At 69.4% G+C, this 26,960-nt stretch carries 21 protein-coding genes and 1 tRNA gene; 11 read left to right on the top strand and 11 right to left on the bottom strand.

From position 1 onward, the window contains the following. Positions 1 to 4 precede the first annotated feature (4 nt). Positions 5 to 187, bottom strand: a complete 183-nt coding sequence (locus tag EAS64_RS34375) for a hypothetical protein (RefSeq protein ID WP_145859841.1) — start codon at positions 185 to 187, stop codon at positions 5 to 7. A gap of 21 nt (positions 188 to 208) precedes the next feature. Continuing rightward, positions 209 to 284, bottom strand: a tRNA-Asn gene (locus tag EAS64_RS34380). A gap of 268 nt (positions 285 to 552) precedes the next feature. Here EAS64_RS34380 and EAS64_RS34385 point away from each other — a divergent pair. Beyond that, entirely contained in the window at positions 553 to 972 is a 420-nt protein-coding gene (locus EAS64_RS34385; RefSeq protein ID WP_145859844.1) for a YtxH domain-containing protein, read from the top strand. A gap of 102 nt (positions 973 to 1,074) precedes the next feature. On the opposite strand, the gene rpoD is transcribed toward EAS64_RS34385, so the two are convergent. After that, a complete protein-coding gene (rpoD, locus tag EAS64_RS34390; RefSeq protein WP_145859845.1) occupies positions 1,075 to 2,193 on the bottom strand; it encodes an RNA polymerase sigma factor RpoD in 1,119 nt (372 codons plus the stop codon). Positions 2,194 to 2,393: 200 nt separating this feature from the next. Beyond that, the gene (gene dnaG, locus EAS64_RS34395; protein ID WP_145859846.1) at positions 2,394 to 4,310 is read right to left on the bottom strand and encodes a DNA primase; all 1,917 of its coding nucleotides are present in this window, start codon (positions 4,308 to 4,310) and stop codon (positions 2,394 to 2,396) included. A 301-nt stretch (positions 4,311 to 4,611) separates the two neighbouring features. Here dnaG and EAS64_RS34400 point away from each other — a divergent pair, with 301 nt between their 5' ends. Continuing rightward, a complete protein-coding gene (locus EAS64_RS34400; RefSeq protein WP_187366379.1) occupies positions 4,612 to 5,604 on the top strand; it encodes an HAD hydrolase-like protein in 993 nt (330 codons plus the stop codon). A gap of 137 nt (positions 5,605 to 5,741) precedes the next feature. Here the strand turns inward: EAS64_RS34400 and EAS64_RS34405 are convergent, their stop codons facing one another. The 4 genes from EAS64_RS34405 to ppdK form a co-directional block, all read right to left on the bottom strand. Continuing rightward, complete coding sequence (locus EAS64_RS34405) at positions 5,742 to 6,881, bottom strand: hypothetical protein (protein WP_145859849.1); 1,140 nt, start codon at positions 6,879 to 6,881, stop codon at positions 5,742 to 5,744. Between the two features lie 296 nt (positions 6,882 to 7,177). Then, the gene (locus EAS64_RS34410; protein WP_145859851.1) at positions 7,178 to 8,401 is read right to left on the bottom strand and encodes an NAD(P)/FAD-dependent oxidoreductase; all 1,224 of its coding nucleotides are present in this window, start codon (positions 8,399 to 8,401) and stop codon (positions 7,178 to 7,180) included. 163 nt (positions 8,402 to 8,564) lie between these two features. After that, on the bottom strand, positions 8,565 to 9,833 hold the full coding sequence (locus EAS64_RS34415; protein ID WP_145859852.1) for a deoxyguanosinetriphosphate triphosphohydrolase: 1,269 nt from the start codon (positions 9,831 to 9,833) through the stop codon (positions 8,565 to 8,567). 261 nt (positions 9,834 to 10,094) lie between these two features. After that, a complete protein-coding gene (ppdK, locus tag EAS64_RS34420; protein WP_145859854.1) occupies positions 10,095 to 12,779 on the bottom strand; it encodes a pyruvate, phosphate dikinase in 2,685 nt (894 codons plus the stop codon). A 468-nt stretch (positions 12,780 to 13,247) separates the two neighbouring features. Here ppdK and EAS64_RS34425 point away from each other — a divergent pair, with 468 nt between their 5' ends. The 6 genes from EAS64_RS34425 (at position 13,248) to EAS64_RS34450 (ending at position 19,822) form a co-directional block, all read left to right on the top strand. Beyond that, a complete protein-coding gene (locus EAS64_RS34425; RefSeq protein ID WP_246115991.1) occupies positions 13,248 to 13,808 on the top strand; it encodes a SigE family RNA polymerase sigma factor in 561 nt (186 codons plus the stop codon). After that, entirely contained in the window at positions 13,805 to 15,274 is a 1,470-nt protein-coding gene (locus tag EAS64_RS34430) for a hypothetical protein (protein ID WP_145859856.1), read from the top strand. Before EAS64_RS34425 ends, EAS64_RS34430 begins: the two co-directional genes overlap by 4 nt. A 185-nt stretch (positions 15,275 to 15,459) precedes the next feature. Further along, positions 15,460 to 16,023 (top strand): hypothetical protein, encoded by a 564-nt coding sequence (locus tag EAS64_RS34435; protein ID WP_187366380.1) that lies wholly within the window; start codon positions 15,460 to 15,462, stop codon positions 16,021 to 16,023. Next, positions 16,020 to 17,783, top strand: a complete 1,764-nt coding sequence (locus EAS64_RS34440; protein ID WP_145859860.1) for a hypothetical protein — start codon at positions 16,020 to 16,022, stop codon at positions 17,781 to 17,783. Before EAS64_RS34435 ends, EAS64_RS34440 begins: the two co-directional genes overlap by 4 nt. Positions 17,784 to 17,885: 102 nt before the next feature. Beyond that, a complete protein-coding gene (locus EAS64_RS34445) occupies positions 17,886 to 18,437 on the top strand; it encodes an RNA polymerase sigma factor (RefSeq protein ID WP_246115992.1) in 552 nt (183 codons plus the stop codon). Beyond that, positions 18,431 to 19,822, top strand: a complete 1,392-nt coding sequence (locus EAS64_RS34450) for a WD40 repeat domain-containing protein (protein WP_145859864.1) — start codon at positions 18,431 to 18,433, stop codon at positions 19,820 to 19,822. The genes EAS64_RS34445 and EAS64_RS34450 overlap by 7 nt, the downstream gene beginning before the upstream one ends. Positions 19,823 to 19,930: 108 nt before the next feature. Here EAS64_RS34450 and EAS64_RS34455 read toward each other — a convergent pair whose 3' ends face one another. Further along, complete coding sequence (locus EAS64_RS34455; protein WP_145859866.1) at positions 19,931 to 21,280, bottom strand: hypothetical protein; 1,350 nt, start codon at positions 21,278 to 21,280, stop codon at positions 19,931 to 19,933. Between the two features lie 402 nt (positions 21,281 to 21,682). Between EAS64_RS34455 and EAS64_RS34460 the strand changes: the two genes are divergently transcribed. Together EAS64_RS34460 and EAS64_RS34465 are read left to right on the top strand one after the other, a co-directional pair. Continuing rightward, positions 21,683 to 22,537 (top strand): NAD(P)-dependent oxidoreductase, encoded by an 855-nt coding sequence (locus EAS64_RS34460; RefSeq protein ID WP_145859867.1) that lies wholly within the window; start codon positions 21,683 to 21,685, stop codon positions 22,535 to 22,537. A gap of 194 nt (positions 22,538 to 22,731) precedes the next feature. Then, entirely contained in the window at positions 22,732 to 23,532 is an 801-nt protein-coding gene (locus EAS64_RS34465; RefSeq protein WP_145859868.1) for a thioesterase family protein, read from the top strand. Positions 23,533 to 23,568: 36 nt separating this feature from the next. Here EAS64_RS34465 and dapA read toward each other — a convergent pair whose 3' ends face one another. Beyond that, positions 23,569 to 24,477: a 4-hydroxy-tetrahydrodipicolinate synthase gene (gene dapA, locus EAS64_RS34470; RefSeq protein WP_145859870.1), complete on the bottom strand. Its 909-nt coding sequence runs from the start codon at positions 24,475 to 24,477 to the stop codon at positions 23,569 to 23,571. A 72-nt stretch (positions 24,478 to 24,549) separates the two neighbouring features. Here dapA and EAS64_RS34475 point away from each other — a divergent pair, with 72 nt between their 5' ends. Further along, positions 24,550 to 25,455 carry a LysR family transcriptional regulator gene (locus EAS64_RS34475; protein WP_145859871.1) on the top strand — a complete coding sequence of 302 codons (906 nt, stop codon included), beginning with the start codon at positions 24,550 to 24,552 and terminating at the stop codon, positions 25,453 to 25,455. A gap of 112 nt (positions 25,456 to 25,567) precedes the next feature. On the opposite strand, the gene EAS64_RS34480 is transcribed toward EAS64_RS34475, so the two are convergent. Then, a complete protein-coding gene (locus EAS64_RS34480; RefSeq protein WP_145859873.1) occupies positions 25,568 to 26,956 on the bottom strand; it encodes a glycine--tRNA ligase in 1,389 nt (462 codons plus the stop codon). Positions 26,957 to 26,960: the final 4 nt, after the last annotated feature.

The raw sequence follows: 26,960 nt of genomic DNA on the forward strand, positions 1-26,960 counted from the left end.
CGACTCACTGGGAGAACCCCTTCCGCTGCGCGGCCCGGGCTTTCACCGGTCTCGTGGTCGTGGCCCAGGAGGCAAGGAATTTGAGGCCGTCGCCGGCAGGGGTTCCCGGCTCGGCGGTGAAGGCCGAGATCCGCAATCCGCTGTCGGCGGCGAGGTCGAGTGCTCTGCAGACGAACGCGTTACGCATGCAGGTCAGGGCCCACAAGACTGGCTCCCGAGATAGGACTCGAACCTATAACCTGCCGGTTAACAGCCGGCTGCTCTGCCAATTGAGCTACTCGGGACCGTCGGCGCACCGACAGGAAACAGGGCCCTGTCGGCTGCACCGGGATAAGCGTAGCGCACGTTCTGGGGTGCCTGCTCACGCCCGAGGCGGCGCACGCCAGCCGTCCAAGGGAAACCGGGGGTCCGAGGGATGTCTATCCGCCCCGATCAGGGAAAGTTAACCTGGAACAGCCGGCGCACCGTAGCGCTGGCCAGCCGGAACGTACGACGCCGTGCATGGGGACGATTGTCATCCCTGGCGCCGCGCACTGGAAAAAAGGGGACCAGATGCGTCACAAGGCAATTTTCGTCGCGGGGTTCGCAGTCGGCTTCGTGGCCGGCGCGCGGTCCGGCCGCGAAACTTACGACAAGATGATGGCGTACGCACAGCAGGTCGCCGAGCACCCCAAGGTGCAGCAGGCGACAAGCGTCGCCCAGACGAAGGCCACCGAATTCGCCAAGACCGCCAAGGAAAAGGGACCGGACTACGCGAAGAACGCGGCGAGCAGCGCGGCCAGCATGGCGCAGAACCAGGCTTCCCAGGTGCCGAAGTACCTCGCCAACGTCAAGCAGGCGGCGTCAAGCCACATGCCGTCCCGCTTCGCCGGCAGCACGGAAACCGATGACGTCGCGCCGGACGGCAACCTGGTCTACCCGGCCGACGGCTCAGCGGAGACAAGCCCTCACTACAGCCCCGACATGCCCTGATCTGGGGCGCCGCCGATACGGCGGCGTCGTTGCCACCGCACCGGGGCGCGGTCCGGTGCCGCCCGGGGGGCCGGAAATCCGGCCCCCCCGGGCGTAGCCCGTTTAGTCGAGGTATTCGCGCAGCAGCAGCGCGCGCGACGGGTGGCGAAGCTTGGCCAGGGTCTTGGACTCGATCTGCCTGATCCGTTCCCTGGTCACGCCGAACTCCCTGCCGACCTCCTCGAGCGTCCGGGGATGCCCGTCGGACAGCCCGAAGCGCAGCTGAATGATCCGCTGCTCGCGCTCCGACAGCTCGCAGAGCACGCGGTCGAGCTGGTCCTGGAGCATGATGAACGCCGCCGCCTCGATCGGCACCACGGCATCCGCGTCCTCGATGAAGTCGCCGAGGTCCGACTCCTCCTCGCCGATCGGCGACTGGAGAGAGACCGGCTCCTGGGCGATCCGCTGGATCTCCGCGACCCGTTCCGGCTCGATGCCCATCTCGGCGGCCAGCTCCTCGACGGTCGCCTCGCGGCCGAGTTCCTGATGGAGCTGGCGCTGCACCCTGGCGAGCTTGTTGATCGTCTCCACCATGTGCACGGGCACCCGGATAGTGCGCGCCTGGTCGGCGATCGCGCGGGTGATGGCCTGCCTGATCCACCACGTCGCGTACGTGGAGAACTTGTAGCCGCGCGTGTAGTCGAACTTCTCGACCGCCCTGATCAGCCCGAGGTTGCCCTCCTGGATCAGGTCGAGGAAGACCAGGCCCCTGCCGATGTACCGCTTGGCGATCGACACCACGAGCCGCAGGTTCGCCTCGATCAGCCGCTGTTTGCCGCGCACGCCGTCGGCCGCCAGCCATTCCAGGTCGGCCCGGTCGCCGGTGCACAGCGTGAAACCGCTGTTCAGCTTCTCCTCGGCGTACAGGCCGGCCTCGATCGACTTGGCCAGTTCGACCTCGTCCTCGGCCGTCAGCAGCGGCACCCGGCCGATCTCCCGCAGGTAGATCCGCACCAGGTCGCTTGTCCCTGCCCGGCGCGCGGTCTCGGCGTCGATGTCGGGCAGCTTGGTATCGGCTTCCTCTTCGACCAGCGCATCAACTACCTCGATGCCCTCATCGGCGAGCACCCGCACTACCCCGTCTAGTGCGTCCCCTGTTAGCTCGGCCCGGTCGACTGCCGTGGTGACGTCCCCCATCGTCACGAAGCCCCGTGAGCGCCCGAGCGCCACGAGGTCCGTCATTTGCTGCGTTAGCGATGGTCCGCTCGTTACTACGGTGAGGCTCACCCGACCAGTGTGCCCCTCGTCACCCCTATTGCGGGGGGCCCAATTTTATTACCCTGACCTGAGGTTTAACCTGCTCGCAATGTGTAAAAAAACATCCGGTAATGTCTCGCGCGCCGGCTGTCACGCCTCGGGTCAGGCCTTAGTCGCACTCGCCGTCAGGCCCCGGTGGCGCGGTCAAGCAGCCACTTACGGCGCTGCTCGAGCCCCACCAGTTCACCGAAGATCCGGCCGTAGCCCGCCTGGTCTTCCGCCGGGTTCATCCGCTGCAGCCGCGCCTTGATCGCGGCGATCTCCCGCCCCACGGCAAGCTCGCCCACGCGCGCCAGGATCACGTCCGCGTACTTCTCGTCCGGCTCGCCGGCCACCTGGAGCGGTTCCGTCGCCAGCTCGGTGACGAACGCGCGCGCCCGGTCGTCAGGCGCGGCCTCGAGCAGGGCCACCGCCCAGTCCCTGGCCCGCCCCGCGGTGCCCACGCCGCCCGCGGCGGCGATCACCCCGAACACGGCGGCATGCTGCGGCACGCTGAATGCCACGGCGCCGAGCGTGTCGAACTCAGGCCCGGTCAGTGCCGGCCACTGCACCGCGAGCTTCAGCGCCTCACGCTCCACCCGGAGCACCGGGTCGGAGCGGTCGTAGGGCCGCGAGGGCGCGGCGCCGGCGTCCGCGCGCCGCTGGCCGTTCGCGTCCGGTGCCTGTGCCGCCGATCCGGAACGGGTTGTGGTCCCCCTGGCCCCCTTAACGGCGCCCGCGGCGTGCCGGACCCGGTCGAGGATGTACCGCTCGTCCATGAACCCGATCCACCGGTCGAGGTCGACGGCGTATTGCTTCCACTTCGACCGGTCCTTAATCCTGACGATGATCGGCGCGGCCTCGTCGATGGCCGCGAACTGCCCCTCGCGGGTGTCCAGGTCGTGCCTGCCGAGCACCGACCTGATCGCGAACTCGAACAGCGGCACCCGCCGGGCGACCAGGTCGCGGACCGCCGCCTCGCCGTGCTTGAGGCGCAGGTCGCAGGGGTCGAGCCCGTCCGGCTGCACCGCCACGAAGGTCTGCGTGACGAACTTCTCCTCCAGCGCGAACGCGCGCAGCGCCGCCTTCTGGCCTGCCGCGTCGCCGTCGAAGGTGAAGATCACCTCGCCGGACGACCCGTCGGTGTCCATGATCAGCCTGCGCAGGACCTTGACGTGCTCCTCGCCGAACGACGTGCCGCAGGTCGCCACCGCGGTCGGCACCCCGGACAGGTGGCAGGCCATCACGTCGGTGTACCCCTCGACGATCACCGCCTGCCGCCGCTTGGCGATCTCCCGCTTGGCCAGGTCCGCGCCGTACAGCACGTGGCTCTTCTTGAAGATCTGGGTTTCCGGCGTGTTCAGGTACTTGGGCCCGTCGTCGCTCGCATCGAGCTTGCGCGCGCCGAACGCGATCGTCTCCCCCGTCAGGTCCCTGATCGGCCACATCAGCCGGCCGCGGAACATGTCGATCAGGCCGCCGCGGCTCGTCTTGCGCGACAGGCCTGACTTGAGCAGCTCGTCCTCGGTGAAGCCGCGTCCGCGCAGGTGCTTGGTCAGCTCGTCCCAGGCGGCCGGCGAATAGCCGGTGCCGAACTGGTCGGCATCGGCAAGCGTGAAGCCCCGCTCGGCTAGAAAGGCGCGTGCGGGGGTGGCAGAGTCATGCCGCAACCGTTCGGAATAGAACTCCTGGGCCAGGCGGTGCGCGTCGATCAGCCGCCGGCGGATGCTCGTCTCCTGGCCGGGGACATAGCCGCCCTGCTCGTAGCGGAGCTCGATGCCCGCGCGGGCGGCGAGCCGCTCGATCGCCTCGCCGAACTGCAGCGTCTCGATCTTCATCAGGAACTTGATGACGTCGCCGCCCTCGCCACAGGAGAAGCAGTGGTAGAGCTCCTTGCCTGGCGTCACGTTGAACGACGGGGTGCGCTCCTCGTGGAACGGGCACAGGCCCTTGAGGTGGCCGCCGCCTGCCGGTCTGAGCTGCAGGTACTCGCCAACGACGTCCGCGATGGGAGATCGTTCACGGACGGCGGCGATGTCTTCCTGGCGAATGCGACCCGGCATGGCCCGAGTCTATTTCGTGTCCTGCCGGTTCTCGCCCCGCTTACCGCGCGGCGCGCTGGGCGTTCTTGCGACGCTTCGTCGCTTCCGTCGGCTAGCGGTCCTCGCATCCCGGCTAGTGCCGATCCGGCGTGCATCGGGGCGCTCGACGGCCTTTGATGGGCTTAGGAGAAGCCAGGAATGGGTAATCACGAATATGGTTGCTCGTTAGCACCAGGTAGTATCCTGGCTGCTCTACGGGTTTTTTCACCATTCTGTTCTACACTGTGCGCAAATGGGGCGCACAGGATCAGGGGGCTCTCAAATGGACGACGTCCTAGTTCTCTGGGACATCGACGGGACGCTGCTCAATGCTGGCGGGGTGGGGCGGGATCTGTACGGCACGGTCTTCGTGCAACTATTCGGCCGGTCTCTGTCGGCCTACGCTCCGATGGCGGGGCGGACAGACCGGGCAATCATTCTGGAGACGCTCACGCTCGCGGGGGTAGACGAGCCACGCCGGCATGTCGACCCCTTCATCGCGGGCCTCAGCTCGCAGGCGATCGCCATGCGTACCGCCGTGGCGGCCCAGGGGCAGGCGCTGCCCGGCGCGGCCGAAGCGCTTGCCGCGCTGTCATCCGCCTGGTCGCTCCACCCGCTCGGCTTCCTTGACCCGGCACGCGCCGCGGCGGACGGCGGGCACTCCGGCCACGGCGGCGAGTTCGGCCCTGGGGACGCCGGCGTCCCAGCTATCCCGGGCCCGGGCGGTTCCGGGGGGTCCGGGGGTTCCGGGTCGGCCGGCGTCGCGCTGGCCGAACGGCTGACCCCGGACATGGCGCTGGCGACCACCGCCACCATGATCGCCAAGGAGATGCCCGAGGGCATCGCGCTGCCGTCGGACCTGCCTGACGGGCTGCCGCCCGCCGGGCCGTCACGGCGGGTGCACCAGTCGGTGCTTACCGGCAACGTCCGCCAGCTGGCGGAGGTGAAGCTCGACGCGCTCGGCCTGCGCGAGGGGCTCGACCTGTGCATCGGGGCCTACGGAGAGGACCACGAGGACCGGACCCAGCTTGTGCACGTGGCCCGGCGGCGCGCCGCAGGCGTGCACGGGCGCTCCGATGACGCCTTCGAGGGGACCGCCACGGTGGTGATCGGCGACACGCCGCTCGACATCTTGGCGGCGCTTGACGCGGGTGCGCGGGCCGTGGGCGTGGCGACCGGCTCGTTCGCCGCCGCCGACCTCTTGGCCGCCGGGGCGCACGCGGTGCTACCCGACCTGACCGACACGCAGCTCGTCCTCCAGGCACTGCTCTCATAACACGCGGGCGCCCAGGGTGCTCAGAGCGCTCAGCCTGGCCAGCCGGCCGTCGCGATCCTCTCGCGGCGGCCGGCTCGGCTTAGGGCGGGGTTCCCGTGCGACTCGGCTTTGCCCGCGACTCCACGGCCGGCTTGGCTTCACGCAAGGGCGGCGGGCGTGGCGGACTTTGCCAGTGCGGTGAGCGTGGCGGGACGGGTGAGTGTGGTGCCTGCCGTGAGTGCGGCGGTCGCTACGGATGAGACGGGCGCGGCCGGCTTGGGGGGTGCTACGGGCGAGGCGGGCGAGGCGGGCGAGGCGGGCGCGGGTATCCGGTTGAGCGGGAGGGCGGTGCAGACGGCGGAGCAGGGCTTTACCGCTCCCCGGTAGCCGCGGGCGCGCAGCGCCGCGAAGAGTTGTGCCGCCGTCTCGCACGGGGTGCGGGCGACGTCGTCCCAGCCGTAGCGGAGCGTCGCCCCGGTGGTCACTGTGGCGTCGTTGTCGCGGCGCCTGTCGCGGTGGCTGTAGTCCCCGCCGTGGAATCGCTTGCCGTCGAGTTCGACGACCAGGCCGTACTGGTCATAGCAGCGGTCGCGGTAGCCCCTGCTGCCGTCCGCCTTGACGAAGGGCACCTGCCTGCGAGCAGGCGGCAGGCCGTGGGCACGCTCAACATCCCGGTCATAGCGGTATTCGAGCGTCGAATGCGTGCCGGCAGCCGCCATCGGGATGACCTCCTCGAGCAGGTCACGCCAGCGAAGCTTCTTCCGCCCGGCCATCACGGCCTTCAGACGCGCTTCGCCGGTCAGCTTCCGCTGGAATCCAGCCGTGATCCATCCCACGGCGTCGTCGAAATTGGCCGCTGCGTCGACAAGATCCGTGATCGTTTCTTCGATCCAGGTATGCGGCGGAATGCCGCGCGCGAACCGCCAGCCGGTCTCAAGGGTCGTCGAACGGTGAATGACAACACCGGTCACAGAGCGGACGCGCCGCTCGGCCGGAATCGTGACGTGTATGAGGGCGGACCGCTCGTCGGTCAGCCGCAGCACCTCGGCGGCCGTCTCATAACTGAGTTGCGCGCCCCTGCCGGCATAGAGCACGACCGCCCAAAGGCGCGCACCCCTGGTAATTGGTCCGGTGAAGGTGGCGTACACCCCTGAATAGATGTGACGCCACCGTCCGGACTTGACCTTGGAGGTGATGCCGTTCTTCGACATGCCGGCCTGGATGGCCTGCCGTCTGGCGACCACGCCGGCCTGGAAGCGGGCTTGCTCCAACAGGCGGGGTGGAATGTCGCTGATCATGCCGCCGAGTATGACGACGGCTGCCGACAATCCGCGTACTACTACTCGGGCAAATGGTAATAAAGCAGGCGCACAGTCGTTGACGTTCCGCCCGAGACCAAATGATCTTGGAAATTCTGATTTCAATGGAAACTTTTCCCCCGAATCGGGGTTTTTGTTTCCATCAGGAGAAAAGTTTCCAAGATCATCGAGGATGCGCCGGACGCAAGTAACTCGGCTGCCTGGTGTTGCTCGATGGAGCATGGCCGCGTGAAGTTCGGCGGGGGCGGATGCCGGAAATGGTGTCGGAAATGGGGTCAGATTTCGGATAGGGGGATGGCGGGATCGGAGAGGCGGGCGGGGTCTATTTGGCGGCCGGAGAGGATGAGGGACTGGATCTCGCTTGTGACATCCCAGACGTTGACGTTCATGCCGGCAACGACGCGGCGGTCGCTGAGCCAGAAGGCGACGAACTCGAGGGAGTCGCTGTTGCCGCGGTAGACGACCTGGTCGTAGGTGCCGGGAAGCGGCAGGCCTGAGCATTCCATGCCGAGGTCGTACTGGTCGCTGTAGAAGTACGGCACCCGGTTGTACTCGACGTGCTGGCCGAGCATCGACTTGGCGGCCGTCTTGCCGCCGTTGAGTGCGTTGGACCAGTGGTCCATGCGCAGGTGGCGGCCGAGCAGCGGGTGGAAGGAGCTTGCCACGTCGCCGGCGGCGAAGATGTCCGGGTCGGAGGTGCGCAGCGTCGCGTCGGTGACCACGCCGTTGCTGACCTCCAGGCCTGCCGACCTGGCGAGCTCGTCGTTGGGCACCGCGCCGATGCCGACGACCACGACATCTGCGGGCAGTTCCGCGCCGCCCGTGGTGACTACGGAACCAATCCGGGTGGCGTCGGAGGCGGCGGGGCGGAACTCGGCGGCCGACTCCTCGAAGCGGAACTCCACGCCGTGCGCGCGGTGCAGGGCGGCGAACTTGCCGCCAAGCTCGGGACCGAGCGCGCCGTGCAGGGCGCCGGGCTGCGGCTCCACGATCGTCACGGCGGAGCCGGCGGTGCGCGCCGCGGCGGCCGCCTCAAGACCGATCCAGCCCGCGCCGACGATCACCACCCTGGTGTCCGGGGTGAACGCGGACTTAAGCGCGTCAGACTCCTGCAGGGTCCGCAGGTAGAACACGCCCTCGAGGCCTGCGCCCGGTATGTCGATGCGCCGGGCCGAGGCGCCGGTCGTGAGCAGCAGCTTGTCGTAGGACTGCGTGCCGCCGTCGAACGTGACCGTGTGCCCCGCCGGGTCGATCGCGGTGACGGCCACCCCGGTGCGCAAGTCCACGTTGTGCTCCGGGTACCAGCCGGCCGCGTGGACGAAGACCGAGTCGCGGGCGTCCTTGCCGAGCAGGTAGCCCTTGGCAAGCGGCGGCCGCTCGTACGGGTCTTCCTGTTCGCTGCCGAACAGCACGACGTCGCCGTCGAAGCCCTCAACCCGAAGCCCCTCCGCGGCCTTCGCTCCGGCCAGCCCGCCACCCACGATCACGAACGTCGTCATTGCCGCCTCCCAGATCGCTCGCGCGTATTCCGCTCGCTGCCTAACGTAACGGAAACGCGAGGTGGGCGGGTTCAACGGCCACGCGACTGATGGGGCGGAGGGGGATAGGCGGGAGCGCGGGAATCTGGGGACGGATGAGGAATCGCGAGGTGGGAGCGGGACCCTAAGGCTGGGGCCTGGTTAGGCGCTCGTGCCAGGCGATGGCGGACGTGTCGGTGAGGGAGGCGAGCTGGTCGATGATGACGCGGCGGCGCTCGGTGTCGCTGTCCGCGGCGTCCCAGGCCGGTGCCAGCACCGGGTCGAGCGTGGCGGGCGCGCCGCGCTCGATGGCGAGCGCCAGCTCGGTGATCAGCTCACGCTCGCGCGCCTGCTGCGCCGCCGCACCGCCGCGGCCCATCACGTAGTGCGCGGCGACCGCCTTGAGCAGGGCGCACTCGAGGAGCTGGCGGCGCGGCACCACGAGTCCGGCGGCGTAGCGGCCGAGGGGCCCGTCGCCGGAAGCGGCCCGCGTCGCCTGCCAGGCCGCCTGGCAGAAGCGGCCGACGAGCTCACTTGTCAGGTTCTTGGCGGCGGCCAGTGACGCGGGTCCGCCGTCGAAGCTGAACTGCCAACAGTCCAGGCCCATGAACTCGGCGAAGACCGTCTCGAGCTCCGCCGCGGTGACGTCCCACGCCGGGTCGCAATACTGGGTGGCGGCTACGGCGGAGACAAGAACCCGTTCGGGATGATCGGTGAGGTTTTTCATGGAGATGAGACCGGCGTGCAGTCCGTCCTCCAGGTCGTGCACGGAGTAGGCCACGTCGTCTGCCCAGTCCATGACCTGGGCCTCCAGGCAGCGGCGGCGGTCGGGCGCGCCGTCGCGGATCCACCGGAAGGCGGGGAGGTCGGGGTCGTAGGCGCCGTACTTGGCGGTCGGGACCGGGGCGGCGTCCGCCGGATCGCAGTCCCCGAAACCGTTGAGCCATGGGTACTTGAGCGCGGCGTCCAGGGTGGCGCGAGTCAGGTTGAGTCCGGCGCCAGGGACCTTCGGCTCGAGGCGGGTGAGCAGGCGCAGCGACTGGGCGTTGCCCTCGAAGCCGCCGCAGGCGAGCGGGCCGCCCGGATCCGCGAGCGCGGCGAGCGCCGACTCACCGTTGTGGCCGAACGGCGGGTGGCCGAGGTCATGCGCAAGGCAAGCGGCGTCGACCAGGTCGGGATCGCAGCCGAGCGAGGCGCCGAGCTCGCGGCCGATCTGCGAGCATTCGAGCGAGTGGGTCAGCCTGGTGCGCGGGAAATCACCGGAGCCCGCCCTGACCACCTGCGTCTTCGCGGCGAGCCTGCGCAGCGCGGCGCTGTGCAGCACCCGCGCGCGGTCGCGCTGGAACTCGGTGCGGCCTGGACGCTTGGGCGGCTCGGCCGCCCAGCGCTCGGTGTCACGCGAACTGTAGGTCACACTCCCAGTGTGCCCACCGCGTCCGACATCCGCGGACGTTCACCGCAGCGAGACGGCTGACCCCGAGCCGCGCACGTCGGGGGTATGGGGGGTCGTCCCCCCGGGAGATATTCGTGTGCTTGGCGCCCGATGGCAGAAACCGCCATCGTATCGGGCGCCAAGTACACGCGCGGCCCGGCAGCAGCCGCCCGCGCCATCGGGGGCGGTGTCATCGGGGAGGAGTCACGGGGTCCGGGGTCATCCCCTGGGGGAGTGAGTGCCTTACCTGGTGTCGCTGCCGCCCCTGGACACCCCCGCCCGGCCGGCCTCAAGCCGGGCGATCGGGACCCGGAACGGTGAACAGGACACGTAGTCGAGCCCCGCGTCGTGGAAGAACCAGACCGAGGCAGGATCGCCGCCGTGCTCACCGCATACGCCGAGCTTGAGGCCGGGCCTGGTGGCGCGGCCTTCCGCCGCGGCGATCTTCACCAGGCGGCCGACGCCGCCGATGTCGATCGTCTCGAACGGCGAAACGCCGAATACGCCCATGTCGATGTACGGGGCGAAGAACGCGCCCTCCACGTCGTCCCTGGAAAACGCCCAGGTCATCTGGGTCAGGTCGTTGGTGCCGAAGGAGAAGAACTCGGCGCTCCGCGCGATCTCGCCCGCGGTGAGCGCGGCCCGCGGCACCTCGATCATCGTGCCGATCGGGATGTCCACCAGGACGCCCGTCTCCTCCGCGACGGCCCGCAGCACCCGCTCCGCCCGCTCACGGCTGATCTCCATCTCCTGGACCGTGGCGGTCAGCGGGATCATGATCTCGGGCTTGGGCGTCTTACCCGCCTTGACCAGCTGCGCGGCCGCCCTGGCGATCGCGCTCACCTGCATATCGAGCAGGCCGGGGATGACGAGCACCAGGCGGACGCCGCGCAGGCCCAGCATCGGGTTCTGCTCGTGCAGGCGGTGCACGGCCTCAAGCAGCTTGCGGTCCTGCTCGGTGGCCTTGTCGCCGGCCAGCGCCACCTTGACGCTGAGGTCGGTGAGGTCGGGGAGGAACTCGTGCAGCGGCGGGTCGATCAGCCGGACCGTCACCGGCAGCCCGTCCATCGCCTCGAGGATCTCCGCGAAATCGCCGCGCTGCAGCGGCTCCAGCGTGTCGAGCGCGGCCTGGCGCGCCTCGTCCGTCTCGGCGAGTATCAGGTTCTCGACCAGCTGGCGGCGCTCGCCGAGGAACATGTGCTCGGTCCTGACAAGGCCGACCCCGGTCGCGCCGAACCTTCTCGCCCGCGCGCAGTCGGGACCATTGTCCGCGTTGGCGTGCACGCCGAGGCGGCGCCTTGCGTCCGCGTGGATCATCAGCGTGTGCACGGCGGCGACCAGGTCGTCGCAGTCCGGCGCCAGTTCGCCCTCGAAGTACTGCACGACGTTGGACGCGACGACGGGGACCTCACCGAGGTAGACCGCGCCCGATGTGCCGTCGATCGAGATGACGTCGCCCTCGCGGACCGTGACCCCATGCGGCGCGGCGAAGGTCTTGGCCTTCGCGTCGACCTCGAGTTCTTCCGCGCCGCAGACGCAGGTCTTGCCCATGCCCCTGGCGACCACCGCCGCGTGGCTGGTCTTGCCGCCGCGGCTGGTGAGCACGCCCTCGGCGGCGATCATGCCGTTGAGGTCTTCCGGGTTGGTCTCGCGGCGGACCAGGATGACCTGCTCGCCGCGCGCGGCCCAGGCCACGGCGGTCGCCGAGTCGAAGACGGCCTTGCCGACCGCCGCGCCGGGCGACGCGGAGATCGCCTTGGTGATTCGCTTGATGCCCTCGCCCGAGGTGTCGAAGCGGGGAAACATCAGCCTGGAAAGTTCCGCGCCGCTGACCCGGGTGAGCGCCTCGTCCAGGTCGATCATGCCCTGCTTGACCAGCTGGGTGGCGATCCTGAACGCCGCCCCGGCGGTCCGCTTGCCGACCCGGGTCTGCAGCATCCAGAGCTTGCCGCGCTCGATGGTGAACTCGATGTCGCACAGGTCCCTGTAGTGGTTCTCCAGGGTGCGCATGATGTCCATGAGCTGGTCGTAGGAGGTCTTGTCGATGGCCTCGAGCTCCTGGAGCGGCACCGTGTTGCGGATGCCGGCCACGACGTCCTCGCCCTGGGCGTTCTGCAGGTAGTCGCCGTAGACGCCCTGCGCGCCGGTTCCCGGGTCGCGGGTGAACGCCACGCCGGTCCCCGAGTCGTCGCCCAGGTTGCCGAAGACCATCGCCACCACGCTGACCGCCGTGCCGAGGTCGGCGGGTATGCGCTCCTGGCGGCGGTAGAGCACCGCGCGATCGGAGTTCCACGAGTCGAAGACCGCGAGCACCGCGAGGTCCATCTGCTCGCGCGGGTCCTGCGGGAACTCGCGCCCGGCGTACTTGTGCACCAGGTCCTTGAAGGTCGCGGTGAGCTTCTTCAGGTCCTCGGCGTCCAGTTGCGTGTCGCTCGCGGCGCCCTTCGCCTGCTTCGCCGCGTCGAGTGCGTGCTCGAAGTGCTCGCCGTCGATGCCGAGCACGGTCTTGCCGAACATCTGGATCAGCCGCCGGTAGGCGTCCCAGGCGAACCGTTCGTTGCCCAGCTGCGCGGCGAGCCCGTCGACGCAATCGTCCGATAGGCCGACGTTGAGGACCGTGTCCATCATGCCCGGCATGGAGAACTTGGCGCCGGACCTGACGCTGACCAGGAGCGGGTCGGCCGGGTCGCCGAGCTTGCGGCCCATGGTCTCTTCCAGTGCTTTCAGGTGCCTGCTGACTTCATCGTCAAGGCCGTCGGGGACAGCGCCCTCCGCCAGGTAGTGGCGGCACGCGTCGGTGGTGATGGTGAACCCGGGGGGAACCGGCAGGCCGATGTTGGTCATCTCGGCCAGGTTCGCCCCCTTGCCGCCCAGGAGGTCCTTGAGGTCCTTGTTACCTTCTGTGAAGTCATAGACGAACTTCGGCACTGCACGCTCCTCGCGCCGGCAATCCCGTTGTACGGGACTGTACCCGGCTCAGATCTGGTCTAAGAAATACGACGTTACACAAATCGATATACCTGGACAATGGCCGCTATAGTGTGGGCTAAAACACGGTATACATGATGGTTTGACCCATATGACCAGTGGTTTAGACCTCATCGGCCATTTGGTATAGACCGCTGGTTTAGACCGGATGAAATGATCTAGGTCCTGACTTCGGACGATTAGTTCCAGGCAATGGGAAGACCGCGCCGACGCGGAACTTGGCGCGTCCTTTACTTATGCTCCGGTCGCTCGACGTACCGATCCGCGGTGACGGCGATCACACGGCGTGTCCGAGGTGGCGGGTCTCGCCGGGCGGTTCGCGCGGCGAGCGGGCATACCGGCAGGATTCACCCGGAAGGATTCAGCCGGCCGGAGGCAACCTTCGGACGCTAGCGGAGTTTCTGATACGTGGACACCACTGAGACGGGGCTTTCATCGGGCGCAATGGCCTCGGTGACGGCCCTGTATGCCGAGCACTCGCTCGGCCTCGTCCGCTTGGCGGTCATCATGACCGGCGAGCGTGCTGTCGCCGAAGACATCGTGCAGGACGCCTTCCTCGGCCTCTACCGGCGCTGGGACCAGGTGCCCGCCATGACCGCGCCGCTCGCCTACCTCAGGGTCAGCGTCGTGAACGGCTGCCGGACGGCGCTGCGCCGCAGGTCGCTTTCCGTACGGTGGCCCGGCGCGGGTCCCGGTGGCGATCTTGACGAGGCGACGCTGGCCGCCGGACGTGGCGGGCTGGTTGAGTCCGCCGAGGCGAGCGTGCTGCTCAACGAGGAGCAGCGCGCTGTCGCGGCCGCGCTGCGCGCGCTGCCGCGGCGGCAGCGGGAGGCGGTCGTGCTGCGCTATTACCTCGACCTGTCAGTCGAGGAGACCGCTCGCACCATGGGGGTCAGCCTTGGCACCGTGAAGTCCGCCACCCACCGCGCGCTCGCCGCGATCGCCCGCACGCTGAAGGAGGCATCATGAGCAGAGAGGAAGATCTCATCAGGTCCACAACCCGGGCCATCGCCTCTGCCGTGCGCGAGGTGCCGCCGCTGCGCATCGAGGCGGCCGCGGACGAACTGGGGACCAAGGCCGTCGCACCGCACCGCCAGCACAGTACCCGACCGCACGGTGGTCGGCCGCTCCGCTGGTGGTCCTGGGGCGTCCCGCTCACCGCGGCAGCGGTTGTCGTCGCGCTCGCCGTCTCCCTGGTACTCGTCAAGGACATACCGAACGGTGGCGCGGTTCCCACGACCCCAGCCACTGCGACGCCATCGGGCCCCGGCGGCGTGCCCCGCTACTACGTGGCGCTCAAGGCAATCGTGGTGAGCTATCAGGACGAGCTCAAGGGCATCCTCAGGTACGACGTCGTGGTGGGTGACGCGGTCACCGGCAAGACACTGGCGACCTTCGCGCCGCCCGCACGCACGACCTTCCAGAGCGTGACCGCGGCTGCCGACGACCGGACGTTCGTCGTCTTCGCCGTGACGTCGTCGACCGGGACATTCGCGCCCCAGATGAAGAACGGCGTCGCGGTCGCAAAGAGCGTCGCCACGCTGAGCGGCAGCTGGTACCGGTTGCGCCTTGCCCCGGGCACCGCTCAGCCGGCCAGCCTGAGCCGCCTGCCCATCAGGCCGTGGTCGTGGTCCGATGCCAGCAGCTATGCCAACCCGTCACCCGGGCAGATCATCGCCACCGCGTTGTCCGGGTCCGGGCAGGAACTCGCCGTGGCCGACATTCCCGACATTCCCGCGGCCAGGAAGCACACCCCTGACTGGCATGAGGTGAAGGTCTTCTCAGTCGCCACCGGCGCGCTGCTGCACGACTGGATCGAGGACAACCCGGCCACCAGGCTCGAGAACGTCCTCAGCGATACGCTGGCCACCGTTCCGGCCGGGACGCCGGCCGTGACCTGGATCGACAACGACCGGGCGGTCGCGCTCGCGACGTCCTACGACAAGTCAGGCACGGTCACAGGCACCGTGCGCAGGCTGGACGTCGCGGCCGGCCCGGCCAGCGGCAATCTGCTGACCGACAGCACGGTCATCTGGTCAGGGACGCTGGCCTGGAACCAGTCAAAGGGATGCTTCCAGGTGGATGCCTGGCCCCCGCTGGTCAGCGCTGGCGGCACCACGATCAGCTGCCTGACCTGGGTGATGCCGTCCGCTTCTCCGGGCCACGTAGATTTCGACACCTACCCGCTCGTGGCAGGTCGCCAGCCCACACTCGCTTACCGGGCGACGATCCTGCCGGAAAAGCAAACAGGCGGCCTGAATGCAGGCGTTCTGTGGGCCAGCCCGTCCGGCGACACGCTTCTCGTCGATTGGGGGGGACCAGGACTCAAGTCCGCTAACGGCTCGCATTTCGGGCTGGTCAGTCACGGCAAGTTCACCTCCCTGCCACTTGAGGCAAACCGTGCCGCATTGCTAGCAGCTGGTATCAGCTTCTGACACGGGCCGGGGCACGCCGGGCGGAACAGCGCGAAAGCGTGCCCGGCGCCGGCCAGCCAAATATTCAAAGTAAATTCTTAGTCAAATGAAGCAACCAAAACTCGTCAATGGCGTCGTGCAAAGGGTTGCAGGAATTTTCGTTCCGACAGAAGCAACCAAAATGCATGAATTGACTCTTTAATTATGTGAGCGCAAAAGATGCATCTGGATTGCTTGACCGGACGCTGCGGCTCGTTGACGAGGGTCCTCGTCCCTTCTACCAGGCAGCGGTCGTCTCGCTGGCCGGCACCAGCGTGCTTGCCATGGCGATAGCGGCACTCATCCGGCCGCAGGGCCCGCTGCCCGAGACGCAGCGGCTGATGATCGCCGTCGCCCTGGCCGGCGCGGGTCTGAGCGCGGTACTCGGGCGGGCGTCGCTGGCGGGCACTGGCCGGTCCCGGCCGGGGACCTGGCTTGACCGGGTGGCGGCGCCGTCGGACCGGGCCGCGATCTGGCTGGCACTCGCCGCCTGGTTCCCGTTCCTGCTCGTTGTCGTGTACTACCGGGCGAAGGCGACGTTTCCCCCGCCAGTGCGGTACATCTACTTCCCCTACGACGACAAGCGCTGGGAGACCACCGCGTACCTGCTCGGCGTCCTTGGCCCGGCCCTCTGGCTGACCACGGCCGCCCGCGTGCTGATCGTCGGCCGCGGCAAACCGACGACCTGGGGCGCATGGCTCACCGGGCTATTCCGGGGATCGCAGCGGTGACCGCAGGCTGGCTGGCGGAAGAGCCCGCCACGGTCGCGGCGGGCGGTTCGGCCGACGGCCCGCCCGACGGCGGGCGCGGTGTGCTGCCCACGGCGGCGGGGCTGGTGACCGCCCTCGCCCTGGCCTGGTATTTCACCGGACCGCCGTGGTACCTCGGCAAGACAAGGACACCGATCAGCCGCCAGGAGGAGGTCGTGCTGATCGGGTTGCAGGCCGTCGCCAAGGGTCACCTGCCCTACGTGGGAGTCGCCAGCGTGCAGTACGGCCCGGGAACGCAGGTGGCCGCCTACTGGCTCATGCGTCACGTGACGTCCTTCTCTGTGGTCGGTTTCCGTGAGGCCTGGGCGCTGCTGGTCTGGGCGGGCGTTTCCGTGCTCTTCGCGGTGTTCTTCCTCGCCTTCGGCTACGCACGCGGCCTGGCCGTCTCGGTGCTTTCCGCCCTCGTCTACCCGGCGCTGCACGAGGTGGCGTTCCAGCCGGGCGGTTCGTTCGACGGCTACTTCGGCTGGGCCAGCCCGCTGCGCTACGCGGGCGTGATCGCGCTGGTACTGCTGCTGCCCACCGCGATCGAGCGCTGCCCGGCGCGCCTCGGGATGGCCGCGGCAGCGGCCATCGGGGCGTTCTGGGGCCTGACGTCATACCTGGCGCAGGAAAACCTGGCAGGCGGCGCGATCGGCGCACTGCTGGCCGCCGGGCTGCTGGTGTTCAGCGGCTCCGCCTCGTGGCGGGCGGTGCGGGCGGCGCTGGCCGCGGTGCTGGCAGGCTTCCTGGTCACCTGGACGCCGATCCTCGCGTACTACGCCTTTCACGGCCAGCTCGCCGAGTTCCTGCGGCAGTACTTCCTGCTCCCGAAGGCGGTGGCCTCGGGGGCCAATGACACCCCCTGGGGCGGCTTCAGGCACACGCCGTCCCCGTACAGCCACATGTTCTACCTCCTGCCGTTCCTGCTTGCCGTGCTCGCGGTGCTCGCGGTTGTCCGGATTCGCCCGCTGCGGGTCGCGACGCAATGGACCAGGGAGCGAGTGCTGCTCCTGGTGACCGTGCTCGCCACTGCCCTGCTGTACGAGGGGGTGCTGCTCAGGTCGGACGCTTCGCACCTGACAGGAACCCTGCTGATGGTGCCGGCCCTGGTGATCGTGACGGCCACCGTGCTGCCGCGACTGCTCGGCGCCAGGCAGGACGTGGCGGTCGGTCTCGCCGGCGCGGCATTGACCGTCGCGTCGCTCCTGCTGCTCCCCCATGGAGACTTCACGCCGGCCAGCGTGCGTTCCTGGGCCGAGGCGCCCTTCGTTGACCGCCAGCGGCTGGCGGCCGTTCCTGACTCAGGCACGCCGGAAACGCTGGCGGGCCAGCGAGTCGGCGCGGGACTCGACGACGTTTCGCAGTGCTGTCAGGGCTCGCCGCACGTGCCGATGCCGGCATTCGTGCGGCTGATGCAGCAGATCCACACGATCGTCGGCGACCGCACGGCCTACGTCGCCAATTTCCGCGGGGAGTATCCCGGTCTCGTCTACTTCGGCGCCGACCTCAACCCCGCTCCGGTCTCGTCCGACCCGTACAGCAGCATCGAGACCGAGCCGGGGCTAACGGCATTTCTCGCGGACTTCCGCACCCGGGTGCTGCCGCAGACCCAGGCAGTCCTCACCGACTCACTCAACACGCCGGAAGCCGGGTACTTCCTGCGGCGCTATCACCGCGCCCGCCGGATAACCCTGAGCTACGCGGGCCAGCACTACTTCATCCTGCTCCGCCGCGACTAGCACCCCGCTCAGGGCTAGTCGCCGCGGTTCCTGGCGGCCAGCATGTTTCCTGACAGCCGGAGCAACCTTTGCCTCGCCGCGTCGTCTCTCAACGTGGACACAGTGGACACCGATTCCCGCACAGCAGGGCGGCAGCACGAGCCGCCAGGCGAGGATGCCACGCGTGCCGTGACCGATCTGTACCAGGCGCATGCCGTGGCGATGATCAGGATCGCGCTGCTCATGCTCGGCGATCGGGGCGCCGCCGAGGACGTCGTCCAAGACGCCTTCCTCGGGCTGTACAACCGCTGGCAGCGGCTCAATGAGCCGGTGAAGGCGGAGGCATACATCCGTTCCGCGGTACTCAATGGATGCCGTGACGCGCTGAAGCGGCAATCGCGCCGCAGCCGGCGGGATCGCGCGGCCGCTCTTGACTGGGCGGAACTCCCGTCCGCGGAAGCCGCGGCGCTGATCAGCGAGGACCGGCGGCGCGTGCTAGCCGGCCTGCGGCGGCTGCCTGGCCGGCAGCGTGAGGCCCTGGTCTGCCGGTTCTACCTCGAATTGTCCGAGGGGGAGACCGCTCGCGTCATGGGGGTGAGCCTGGGCACAGTCAAGTCCACCACCTCGCGGGCCGTCGCGGCGCTCGGCCGCATGCTCAGGGAGGGACAGTGCTAAACGAGAATTCGGCACCGAACGGCAGCCTGAGCTGGGACGATGCCAGGCTTTCCGACGAGACGGCCGCCGCCATGCGCGACCTGGCAGGCACGGTCACCGACGCGCCGCCGCTCCGGCTGACGGCGGAGGCGGCCGCGACCTCGAGGGCTCGCGCGGCCCGCCGGGCGCGCGGCTCGCGCCGGTGGTCCTGGGGCGCTCCGGTCCTCGCCGCCGTCACTGTGGTGGCGGTCGCCGTGGCGCTGGCGATCGTCAGGGATACTCCGAACGGGCGCGTTCCTTCGCCTTCTTCCTCCGCGACCTCCGCTACTCCGGTGAAGCCGACGCTCGTCGGAGGCGTGCCCGAGTACTACGTCGCCTGGATGCAGGCCGACCGGCCGTACCTGGACGTGCGGAACACCAGGAACGGCGGGTCGGAAGGCATCATTCCGTCACCGGCGGGGATCTACCTCAGCGGCGTCTACGGCGCGGCGGCGGACGACCGCACGTTCATCGTCACCGGAACCCGCGTGCCCACTCCCGGCACCACCGTGTGGTACCTGCTGCGCCTTCGCCAGGGCAGTTCGCCGATGACGATGGTCACGCTGCCGATTCCCGTGCCCCAGGATCCGGCCGGGGTCGCGCTCTCCCCCGACGGCACCCAGGTCGCGGTCGCCGTGAACGGTTCTCCGGCGACCCTGCGGGTCTACTCGGTCGCGACCGGGGCGCTGCTGCACACCTGGTCCGCCCCGTCGGGAAAGTTCGCGGCGGTCAATGTGAGTGCGGACAGCTGGCAGTACACGCAGTTGACGCTGCGCTGGACCACGGACGGGCGCCAGATCGCCTTCGCGTGGAACGCCAAGGCCATCCGGGTGCTTGACGCCACCGCACCGGACGGCAGCCTGCTCAGCGCAGGTACGGTGCTTGCCGCGATCGGGATCACCTACACCACGGGAACCAACTTCACCTGCAAGGCCTGGCAGGGATGGGAGCCGATCACGATCGCCAAGGGTTACGCCGCCGGACAGGGCGTCATCTGCGGCGGCACCACGCTGGACACGATGCCGCACTCCGTCAACGGGACCGCCAGCCCGACGGCGAGCAGCAGCCCGGCGTGCACGGTCAGGAACCAGACAGCCGTCAGCTTCATGGAGGCAACGAGGAACAGCGCCTCTAGTTACCTAGGCTCCACTGCCGGAGAAGTGGACTGTCCCGGCAAGGCCCAGGCCGGCGACGGCGCCTACATCGGCTGGTCGAACGCGGACGGCAGCGTCCTGATCGGCTCGCTGGTCTGGGACGGCCACGTGCGGTTCGGCATCTTCCGCGGCCAGCAGTTCACACCGCTGCCCGCGCTGCCGCTGTCCTTCCCGCCGCCCGTCGGAGTCCTCTCGGGGACCGACGCCTGGTAGCCGCACGGGTCCCCGGCTGGCCGGACGCGGTGCGCGTCCGGCCAGCCTCGCGTTTAGCGGCGCGGCTGCCGCCGCGGCGACAGCCGTGCGGGCTGCACCGCGGTCTCGCTAGCCGATCGTCACTATGGCGGCCGAGTAGGGCGCCAGGGTGACCGGGCAGCCGCCCGCGGTGCAGGTGATGGTGCCCGGGTTGCCGAGCTTGATGCCGCCCTTCCTGGTCACCGACGCACCCTGGAGCCTGACACCAGAGGTGGCGAGCAGTGACGGGCCGGTCATCCGCAGCACCTTGGCGGTGCCGCGGTAGCTGCCGACGCCGATCGCGACGCTTGCCTGCTGCTGGCTCAGGTTCTCCACCATCAGCCGCAGGCCGCCGCCGGCGGCGGGCCTGACCGCGAACGCGGTGAGATTGCCGCCCGAGGATGCGGCGATCTTCACCCGCAGCAGCTTGCCGACGCCGAGCAGGTGGGTGAAGAGCATGCCGTAGTAGATCGGCTGGGGGCGGTAGATGTAATTGCCCGTGGCGCACAGCACCGTGTAGCCGGTGCACAGCGTGTTGAGCCCGCCGGTGAAGTTCATGCCTGACACGCCGTGCTCGGCACCGGTGAGCAGGTAGTCGATGACCCACAGGGCCGAGGCGTAGGAATTGCTCAGGCCCTTGACGCCGCCGCCGCACGCGCTGTTGGTTTCCGTCATGATCAGCGGGGCGCCCGAGCGCTTGACCTGCGATGTGTAGCTGGCGAACCGGGCGGCCTCGGCGGCGGCGAGCCCAGGCGACAGCAGCGTGCCGACCATGGCAGCGGGCGAGTCGCCGCCAGACGCGCAGCCCAGCGGGTAGTAGTGCTGGCCGAACACGCGGATGGCGCCCGCCTCCCGCGCCGCGTAGGGGCCGAACCAGGCCGGCGTGTTCGTCGTGTCCGGGCCGGCGAGCGGGGCGGCTGGCGCGCCCGCGCGGATGGCCTGGTAGCACTCGCCGACCTGGGTCAGGTAGTCGCCGATCGTGTAGCCGAACGGACGCATGCCGCCGGCCACGTACTGGTCCGGCTCGTTACCGCACGCGAAGCCGAGCAGCTTGCTGCCGAGGGCGGCGCGAACGCGCCTGGCGTCCGCGCTCACCAGCCCCGCGTTGAACACGCCCAGGTTCTCTGTGTAGACCGCCGACCAGCCGGACGCCTTGGTCAGCCGGTGCAGCCCGCTCAGCGCCGAGGGCTTGAGGCCGGTGAATGCCGCCAGGTCCGCCGAGTGGCCGCCGAACCGCAGCACGGAGGTGCCGAGGGTCTTCAGCAGCGCCACGAGGTTGCCGCGGGCGTCGTAGCGGTCGCCGTTGTTAATCGTGCTGGATTCGAAGGAAAGCCCGATATATTCGCGCCCGATCTGGCCGATGGCCTTCTCGGATACGGTGACCGTCGCGTTGTAGGACGCCGGCGAGGTTCCCGCCTGCACCGCGTGTTCCGCGACCACTGATATGACAAGCGCCGCGCACAACGCGACGACTAGCGCGCGGCTACGCCGCGTGAGTCCGCCCCTAAGCACGCTCCATCATTACCGAGCATGCGGTTCCAGTGCTGGAAGTTAAAAGAACATCCCATTTACCGACATCCTTCAACTCTGGTCACGGCCGAGTGCGCGGCCGGCCTCGCATCGGATGGACTGGCCGGCCGGGGGGACATCGAGGCGGCCGAATGTGCCGCTGTGGGGGCGGGTAGGGCGGGTGGGGTGTGTGGTGTGAAAGTGGTTAGCGGGGCATAGACCTGGTGCTCCGGTTAATGTTCCGGTTGGGTGGAGGTTCGGACCCGGCGCGGTCGCGTTGGGGGGCGAACCGGCACAATGGGGCGGAATACCGCCTAACGCGCTGGAGGACCCATGGCGACCGTCGGGCTGCTGCACCCCGGTGAGATGGGTGCCGCCGTGGGCGGCTGCCTGGTCTCGGTCGGTCACGAGGTGCTCTGGGATCCCGCGGGGCGGTCCAGGGCCTCGACAGGGCGCGCGCTCGCGGCGGAGCTGACCGGGGCGGGGCTCGACCGGCTGATCGCGAAGTCCTCGGTGATCTTGTCGATCTGCCCGCCGCACGCGGCGCTCGATGTCGCGGGCCAGGTCGCCGCGGCCGGCTACGCCGGGATCTACCTCGACGCCAACGCGATCTCGCCCGCCACCGCCGAACAGGTCGCGGGCATCGTAACCGCGGGCGGGGCGACATACGTCGACGGCGGCATCATCGGGCCGCCGCCGGAGGTCGCCGGGCACACCCGGCTCTACCTGTCGGGACCGCAAGCCGCGGAGGTGCAGCCGCTGTTCAGCCGGTCGCCGCTTGACGCGCGGATCGCCGAGGGCCCGCTGTACGCGGCGTCGTCGGTGAAGATGGCCTACGCGGCCTGGACCAAGGGCAGCTCGGCGCTGCTGCTCGCGGCCCGCGCGATGGCCAGGGCAAGCGGCGTCGAGCGCACGCTGCTCGCCGAGTGGTCGCTGTCCCAGAAGGCGCTCGGCCAGCAGTCCGAGGCCGCGGCCTCCACGGCCGCCGCCAAGGGCTGGCGCTGGGTCGCCGAGATGGAGGAGATCGCCGCCTCGATGGCCGCCGCCGGGCTGCCCGCCGGCTTCCACGAGGCCGCCGCGGACCTCTACGACCGCGCCTCCCACGCCGAGACTCCCGCTTCCCGGCGGCCGGCCGCACCCGAGCCGCCGTCGTCGGCGTTCGACACGGTCATGTCCGCCCTGATGTAGGGCGCCCCTCCCGGAATCGCCAGGCACTCGGGGGCATCGCGCGGGAACGGCGGGGTGGCCTGCCGGAACGGCGGGGTGCTAGCCACCCCGGCGGCGGCTCTGGGTGTCATCACCCGGGCGGGACAGTGTCACCACCGGTAGCTGGCATGCTGCCGTGCTGTCACGCTCGGGCGCCGGTTCCTAGCGTTAATGGCATGGATGAAAGCTTCTACGTGCCGCTCGGGGACGACAGGTGGCAGGCGACAGTGCACACGACAGGGCCGTGGGATCCGCGCGCACAGCACGGAGGGCCGCCGAGCGCTCTGCTTTGCCGCGCCATGCGGCGCCTCCATCCGCGCGACGACATGATGATCACCCGGTTCACTTGCGAGATCCTGCGGCCGATCCCGGTCGGCGAGCTCACCATCAGTGCACGGCGGGCGCGGCCTGGACTCAGCGTCGAACTGCTCGAGGCCACCATGAGCTCCCACGGGCACGTGGTCGCCCGCGCCTCCGCATGGCAGGTACAGCGGACCGAGGCGGCAGCGACGGCCGCCAGGCTCGCCGGGCCGCCGCCGCTGCCAGGCAAGCCGGAGTTCACCGGGCCGCCGCCCGGCTGGGTCGACGGGTACATGTCAGCGATCGACATCCGCGCGGCGCGCGGCAGCCTGACCGCGCCAGGTCCCGGTGCCTTCTGGGGCAGGATGCTGTACCCGCTGGTCCCTGGCGAGGAGCCCAACCCGGTCGAACGGGCACTGGTCATCGCCGACAGCGGCAACGGTGCCTCCCTCGAGATCGACGTGGCCCGCTGGTTCTCACTCAACACCGAGCTCACCGTCCACCTGCACCGTGAGCCCGTCGGCGAGTGGATCTGCCTTGACGCGCAGACCACACTGTCGCACGGCGGCACCGGCATCGCCACCTCGGTCCTTTCCGACCTGGACGGCCCGATCGGCGTCGGCGCCCAGGCGCTGCTCATCGCGCCCCGGCCGGTTCGCGTACCGCAGCCTGCCTAGGCCGACGGCTGTCGCCTCCGGCTCCGTTTCCGGGGGCTAGCACAGGGCAAGGGCCGCGCGGACCGAGTCATGGCCCGCCGCGAGCAGGGGCAGCCGCACCGCCGGGCTCGGGATCAGTCCCTGCGCGTGCAGCACGCCCTTGATGACAGCCGGGTTGGGCTCGGCGAAGAGCGCCGCGGACAGCGGGGCGAGCCGCTGCCCGAGCGCTCCGGCCCGCCCGGCATCCCCGGCGTGCCAGGCCGCGATCAGCTCGGCGAACTCGCCGGTGCGCAGGTGCGCCGAGGCGAGAATGCCGCCCGCGGCGCCGAGCGCGAGCAGCGGCGACGCGAACACGTCGTCGCCCGCGAGCACCGCGAAACCGCCCGGCGGCTCCGCCATCGTCGGGGGCGTCGTCGCCAGGCGAGACATCAGCAAGACCGTGTCCTGGTCGACGGCACCCGGGGCGTGCTTGACCCCGGCTATCCCCGGCACGCTGGCGAGCCTGAGCAGCGTCTGCACGCTGAGGACCCGGCCGGTGCGGTACGGGATGTTGTAGACGATCAGCGGGACCGGGCTGTGCAGGGCGAGCCTGGTGAAGTGCGCGACGACACCCTCCTCCGACGGCCTGGTGTAGTACGGCACCACGGTGAGCGCGGCGGACACTTCCGGCCAGGCCGCCAGGTCGCGCAGCGCGCGGGCCGAGCCCGCCGTGTCGTTCGAGCCGGCGCCGGCGATCAGGGTGGCGCCGCGCTCGCGGCAGACCCGCGCGGCGATGTCGAGCACCGTGTGCTGTTCCGCGGCGGTCAGCGTCGCGGGTTCGCCGGTGGTTCCAAGGGCGACGAGGCCGGCCGCGCCGGCGTCGATGACGGCGTGCGCCAGCTTCTCGAGCGCACCCGACGCGAGGTCCCCGTCCTCGGTGAACGGCGTGATCAGCGGGATGAAGAGGCCGCGTGGCGAAGGTTCCATGCACCGAGCCTGCCTCGCGGTGCTTGTGAAGGTCTAGTTCACGTTTCTTCAGTGACTTGTAAGCTGAACTAAATGATCGATGTACACCGGCTCCGCCTGCTGCTCGAACTCGCGCGCCGCGGCACCATCACGGCGGCCGCCGAGGCGCTCGCCTACACGCCGTCCGCGGTCTCCCAGCAGCTCGCCGCGCTCGAACGGGAGGCCGGGGTGCCGCTGCTCGAGCGGGCCGGCAGGCGGGTGGCACTCACCCCGGCCGGAGTGGTACTCGCCGGGTACGCCGAGTCGGTGCTCGCGGTGCTCGAGGAGGCGTCCGCCGCGCTCGCCGCCACCCGCGACAGCCTGACCGGTCCGCTGCGCATCGGCGCGTTCCCCAGCGCGGCGCGGGTCATCCTGCCGCCGGCACTCGTCGCGCTCGGCCGCGACCACCCCGGCCTAGAACTGATGGTGACCGAACTCGATCCGGTCGATGTCCCCGACGCGCTGCGCGGCGGAGCGCTCGACGTCGCGCTGACCTTCGTCTACGACTACGTGCCCGCCGCGCCGGATCCTGCGCTCGACACCGAACCGCTCCTCGAGGAAATCGTCTACCTGGCTACGCCGGACGCTACACGAGCCAGCATCGCGGACTGCCGCGATGCTGGCTGGATCGCGGGCAGCCCAGGAACGCTGTGCCACACCCTGGTGCTTCGCGCCTGCGAGGCCAACGGCTTCACGCCGCGCATCCGGCACCACGCCGACGACTTCGGCACCGTCCTCGCCCTGGTCGCGGCGGGCCAGGGAGTCTCCCTCATCCCGCAACTCGGCATAGCCGACGCCCCGGCTGAGGTAGCGCTCACTCCCCTGGCCGCTCGCCGCCGCAGCAGTATCGCCTGCCGAAGGGGAACACGCGACCATCCCGCCATCGCGGCATTCGTCGCAGCGGTCCGCGAGAGTGGCCCGGAAACCAGAGGGACCGGTGCGAGGGGATCGTGGTATTGAGAGAAGGAACCCGCAGCTCTTGCCGCAGCGTGGCGGCCCGATACGATGGCGCTTTTTGCCATCGGGCCGCTACGCGAGGACATCGGGGGGTACGGGGGGTCGTCCCCCCGGGCTAGAACAGCGGCAGGCGGTCGGTTAGGTAGCCGGCGAGGGCGTCGATGCCGATGCGCTCCTGGGTCATGGTGTCGCGGTCGCGGACCGTCACGGCCTGGTCTTCCAGGGTGTCGAAGTCGACAGTGACGCAGAACGGGGTGCCGATCTCGTCCTGGCGGCGGTAGCGGCGGCCGATCGCCTGGGCGTCGTCGAAGTCCGTGTTCCACCGCTTGCGGAGCATGGCGGCGATGTCCTTGGCCTTCGGCGACAGGTCGGCGTTGCGCGACAGCGGCAGCACCGCGACCTTGACCGGGGCGAGGCGCGGGTCGAGGCGCAGCACGGTGCGCTTCTCCAGCTTGCCCTTGGCGTCTGGCGCCTCGTCCTCGGAGTAGGCGTCGAGCAGGAAGACCAACGTGCCGCGGTCGGCGCCGGCCGCGGGCTCGATGACGTACGGGGTGTACCGCTCGCCCGACTCTTGGTCCAGGTACGTCAGGTCAACGCCCGATGCCTTCTGGTGGCTGCTCAGGTCGAAGTCGGTGCGGTTCGCGATGCCCTCAAGCTCGCCCCACTCCGAACCGACGAAGCCGAAGCGGTATTCGATGTCGATCGTCCCCTTGGAGTAGTGGGACAGCTTCTCCTTCGGGTGCTCGTACTTCCGCAGGTTGTCCGGGTTGATGCCGAGACCGGTCCACCAGGCGAGCCGGTGGTCGATCCAGTACTTGAACCACTCCTCGTCGGTGCCCGGCTTGACGAAGAACTCCATCTCCATCTGCTCGAACTCGCGGGTGCGGAAGATGAAGTTGCCCGGCGTGATCTCGTTGCGGAACGACTTGCCGACCTGGCCGATGCCGAACGGGATCTTCTTACGGCTCGTCGTCTGCACGTTCTTGTAGTTGATGAAGATGCCCTGCGCGGTCTCCGGGCGGAGGAACGCCAGGCCGCTCTCGTCCTCCACCGGGCCCAGGTAGGTGCGGAGCATGCCGTTGAACGGCTTCGGCTCGGTGAACTGGCCCTTGGTGCCGCAGTTCGGGCAGTTCACGTCGCTCAGGCCCGCCGTCGCCGGGTGGCCGTGCCTCTCCTCGTAGGCCTCGAGCAGGTGGTCGGCGCGGAACCGCTTGTGGCAGGCAAGACACTCGGTCAGCGGGTCGGTGAAGGTCGCGACGTGGCCGCTCGCCTCCCACACCTCGCGGGCGAGGATCACGCTCGAGTCCAGGCCGACGATGTCGTCGCGCTCCTGGATCATGTACCGCCACCACTGGCGCTTGACGTTGTTCTTCAGCTCCACGCCGAGCGGACCGTAGTCCCACGCGGCACGCAGACCGCCGTAGATCTCACTGGACGGGTAGACGAATCCGCGTCGCTTGCTCAGGTTGACGACGGCGTCGAGCCGGTCGCTGCGTAGGGCCATGTCA

It is taken from the genome of Trebonia kvetii, from assembly GCF_007827045.1.
Lineage (GTDB): Bacteria > Actinomycetota > Actinomycetes > Streptosporangiales > Streptosporangiaceae > Trebonia > Trebonia kvetii.

Bases quoted from the DNA above. Each gene is read 5' to 3' on its own strand.
- EAS64_RS34375 (WP_145859841.1), bottom strand. From the start codon at position 187: ATGCGTAACGCGTTCGTCTGCAGAGCACTCGACCTCGCCGCCGACAGC.
- dapA (WP_145859870.1), bottom strand. From the start codon at position 24,477: ATGGAACCTTCGCCACGCGGCCTCTTCATCCCGCTGATCACGCCGTTC.
- EAS64_RS34385 (WP_145859844.1), top strand. From the start codon at position 553: ATGCGTCACAAGGCAATTTTCGTCGCGGGGTTCGCAGTCGGCTTCGTG.
- EAS64_RS34400 (WP_187366379.1), top strand. From the start codon at position 4,612: ATGGACGACGTCCTAGTTCTCTGGGACATCGACGGGACGCTGCTCAAT.
- dnaG (WP_145859846.1), bottom strand. From the start codon at position 4,310: ATGCCGGGTCGCATTCGCCAGGAAGACATCGCCGCCGTCCGTGAACGA.
- EAS64_RS34460 (WP_145859867.1), top strand. From the start codon at position 21,683: ATGGCGACCGTCGGGCTGCTGCACCCCGGTGAGATGGGTGCCGCCGTG.
- EAS64_RS34480 (WP_145859873.1), bottom strand. From the start codon at position 26,956: ATGGCCCTACGCAGCGACCGGCTCGACGCCGTCGTCAACCTGAGCAAG.
- EAS64_RS34465 (WP_145859868.1), top strand. From the start codon at position 22,732: ATGGATGAAAGCTTCTACGTGCCGCTCGGGGACGACAGGTGGCAGGCG.
- EAS64_RS34405 (WP_145859849.1), bottom strand. From the start codon at position 6,881: ATGATCAGCGACATTCCACCCCGCCTGTTGGAGCAAGCCCGCTTCCAG.
- EAS64_RS34410 (WP_145859851.1), bottom strand. From the start codon at position 8,401: ATGACGACGTTCGTGATCGTGGGTGGCGGGCTGGCCGGAGCGAAGGCC.
- rpoD (WP_145859845.1), bottom strand. From the start codon at position 2,193: ATGACGGACCTCGTGGCGCTCGGGCGCTCACGGGGCTTCGTGACGATG.
- EAS64_RS34475 (WP_145859871.1), top strand. From the start codon at position 24,550: ATGATCGATGTACACCGGCTCCGCCTGCTGCTCGAACTCGCGCGCCGC.
- EAS64_RS34430 (WP_145859856.1), top strand. From the start codon at position 13,805: ATGAGCAGAGAGGAAGATCTCATCAGGTCCACAACCCGGGCCATCGCC.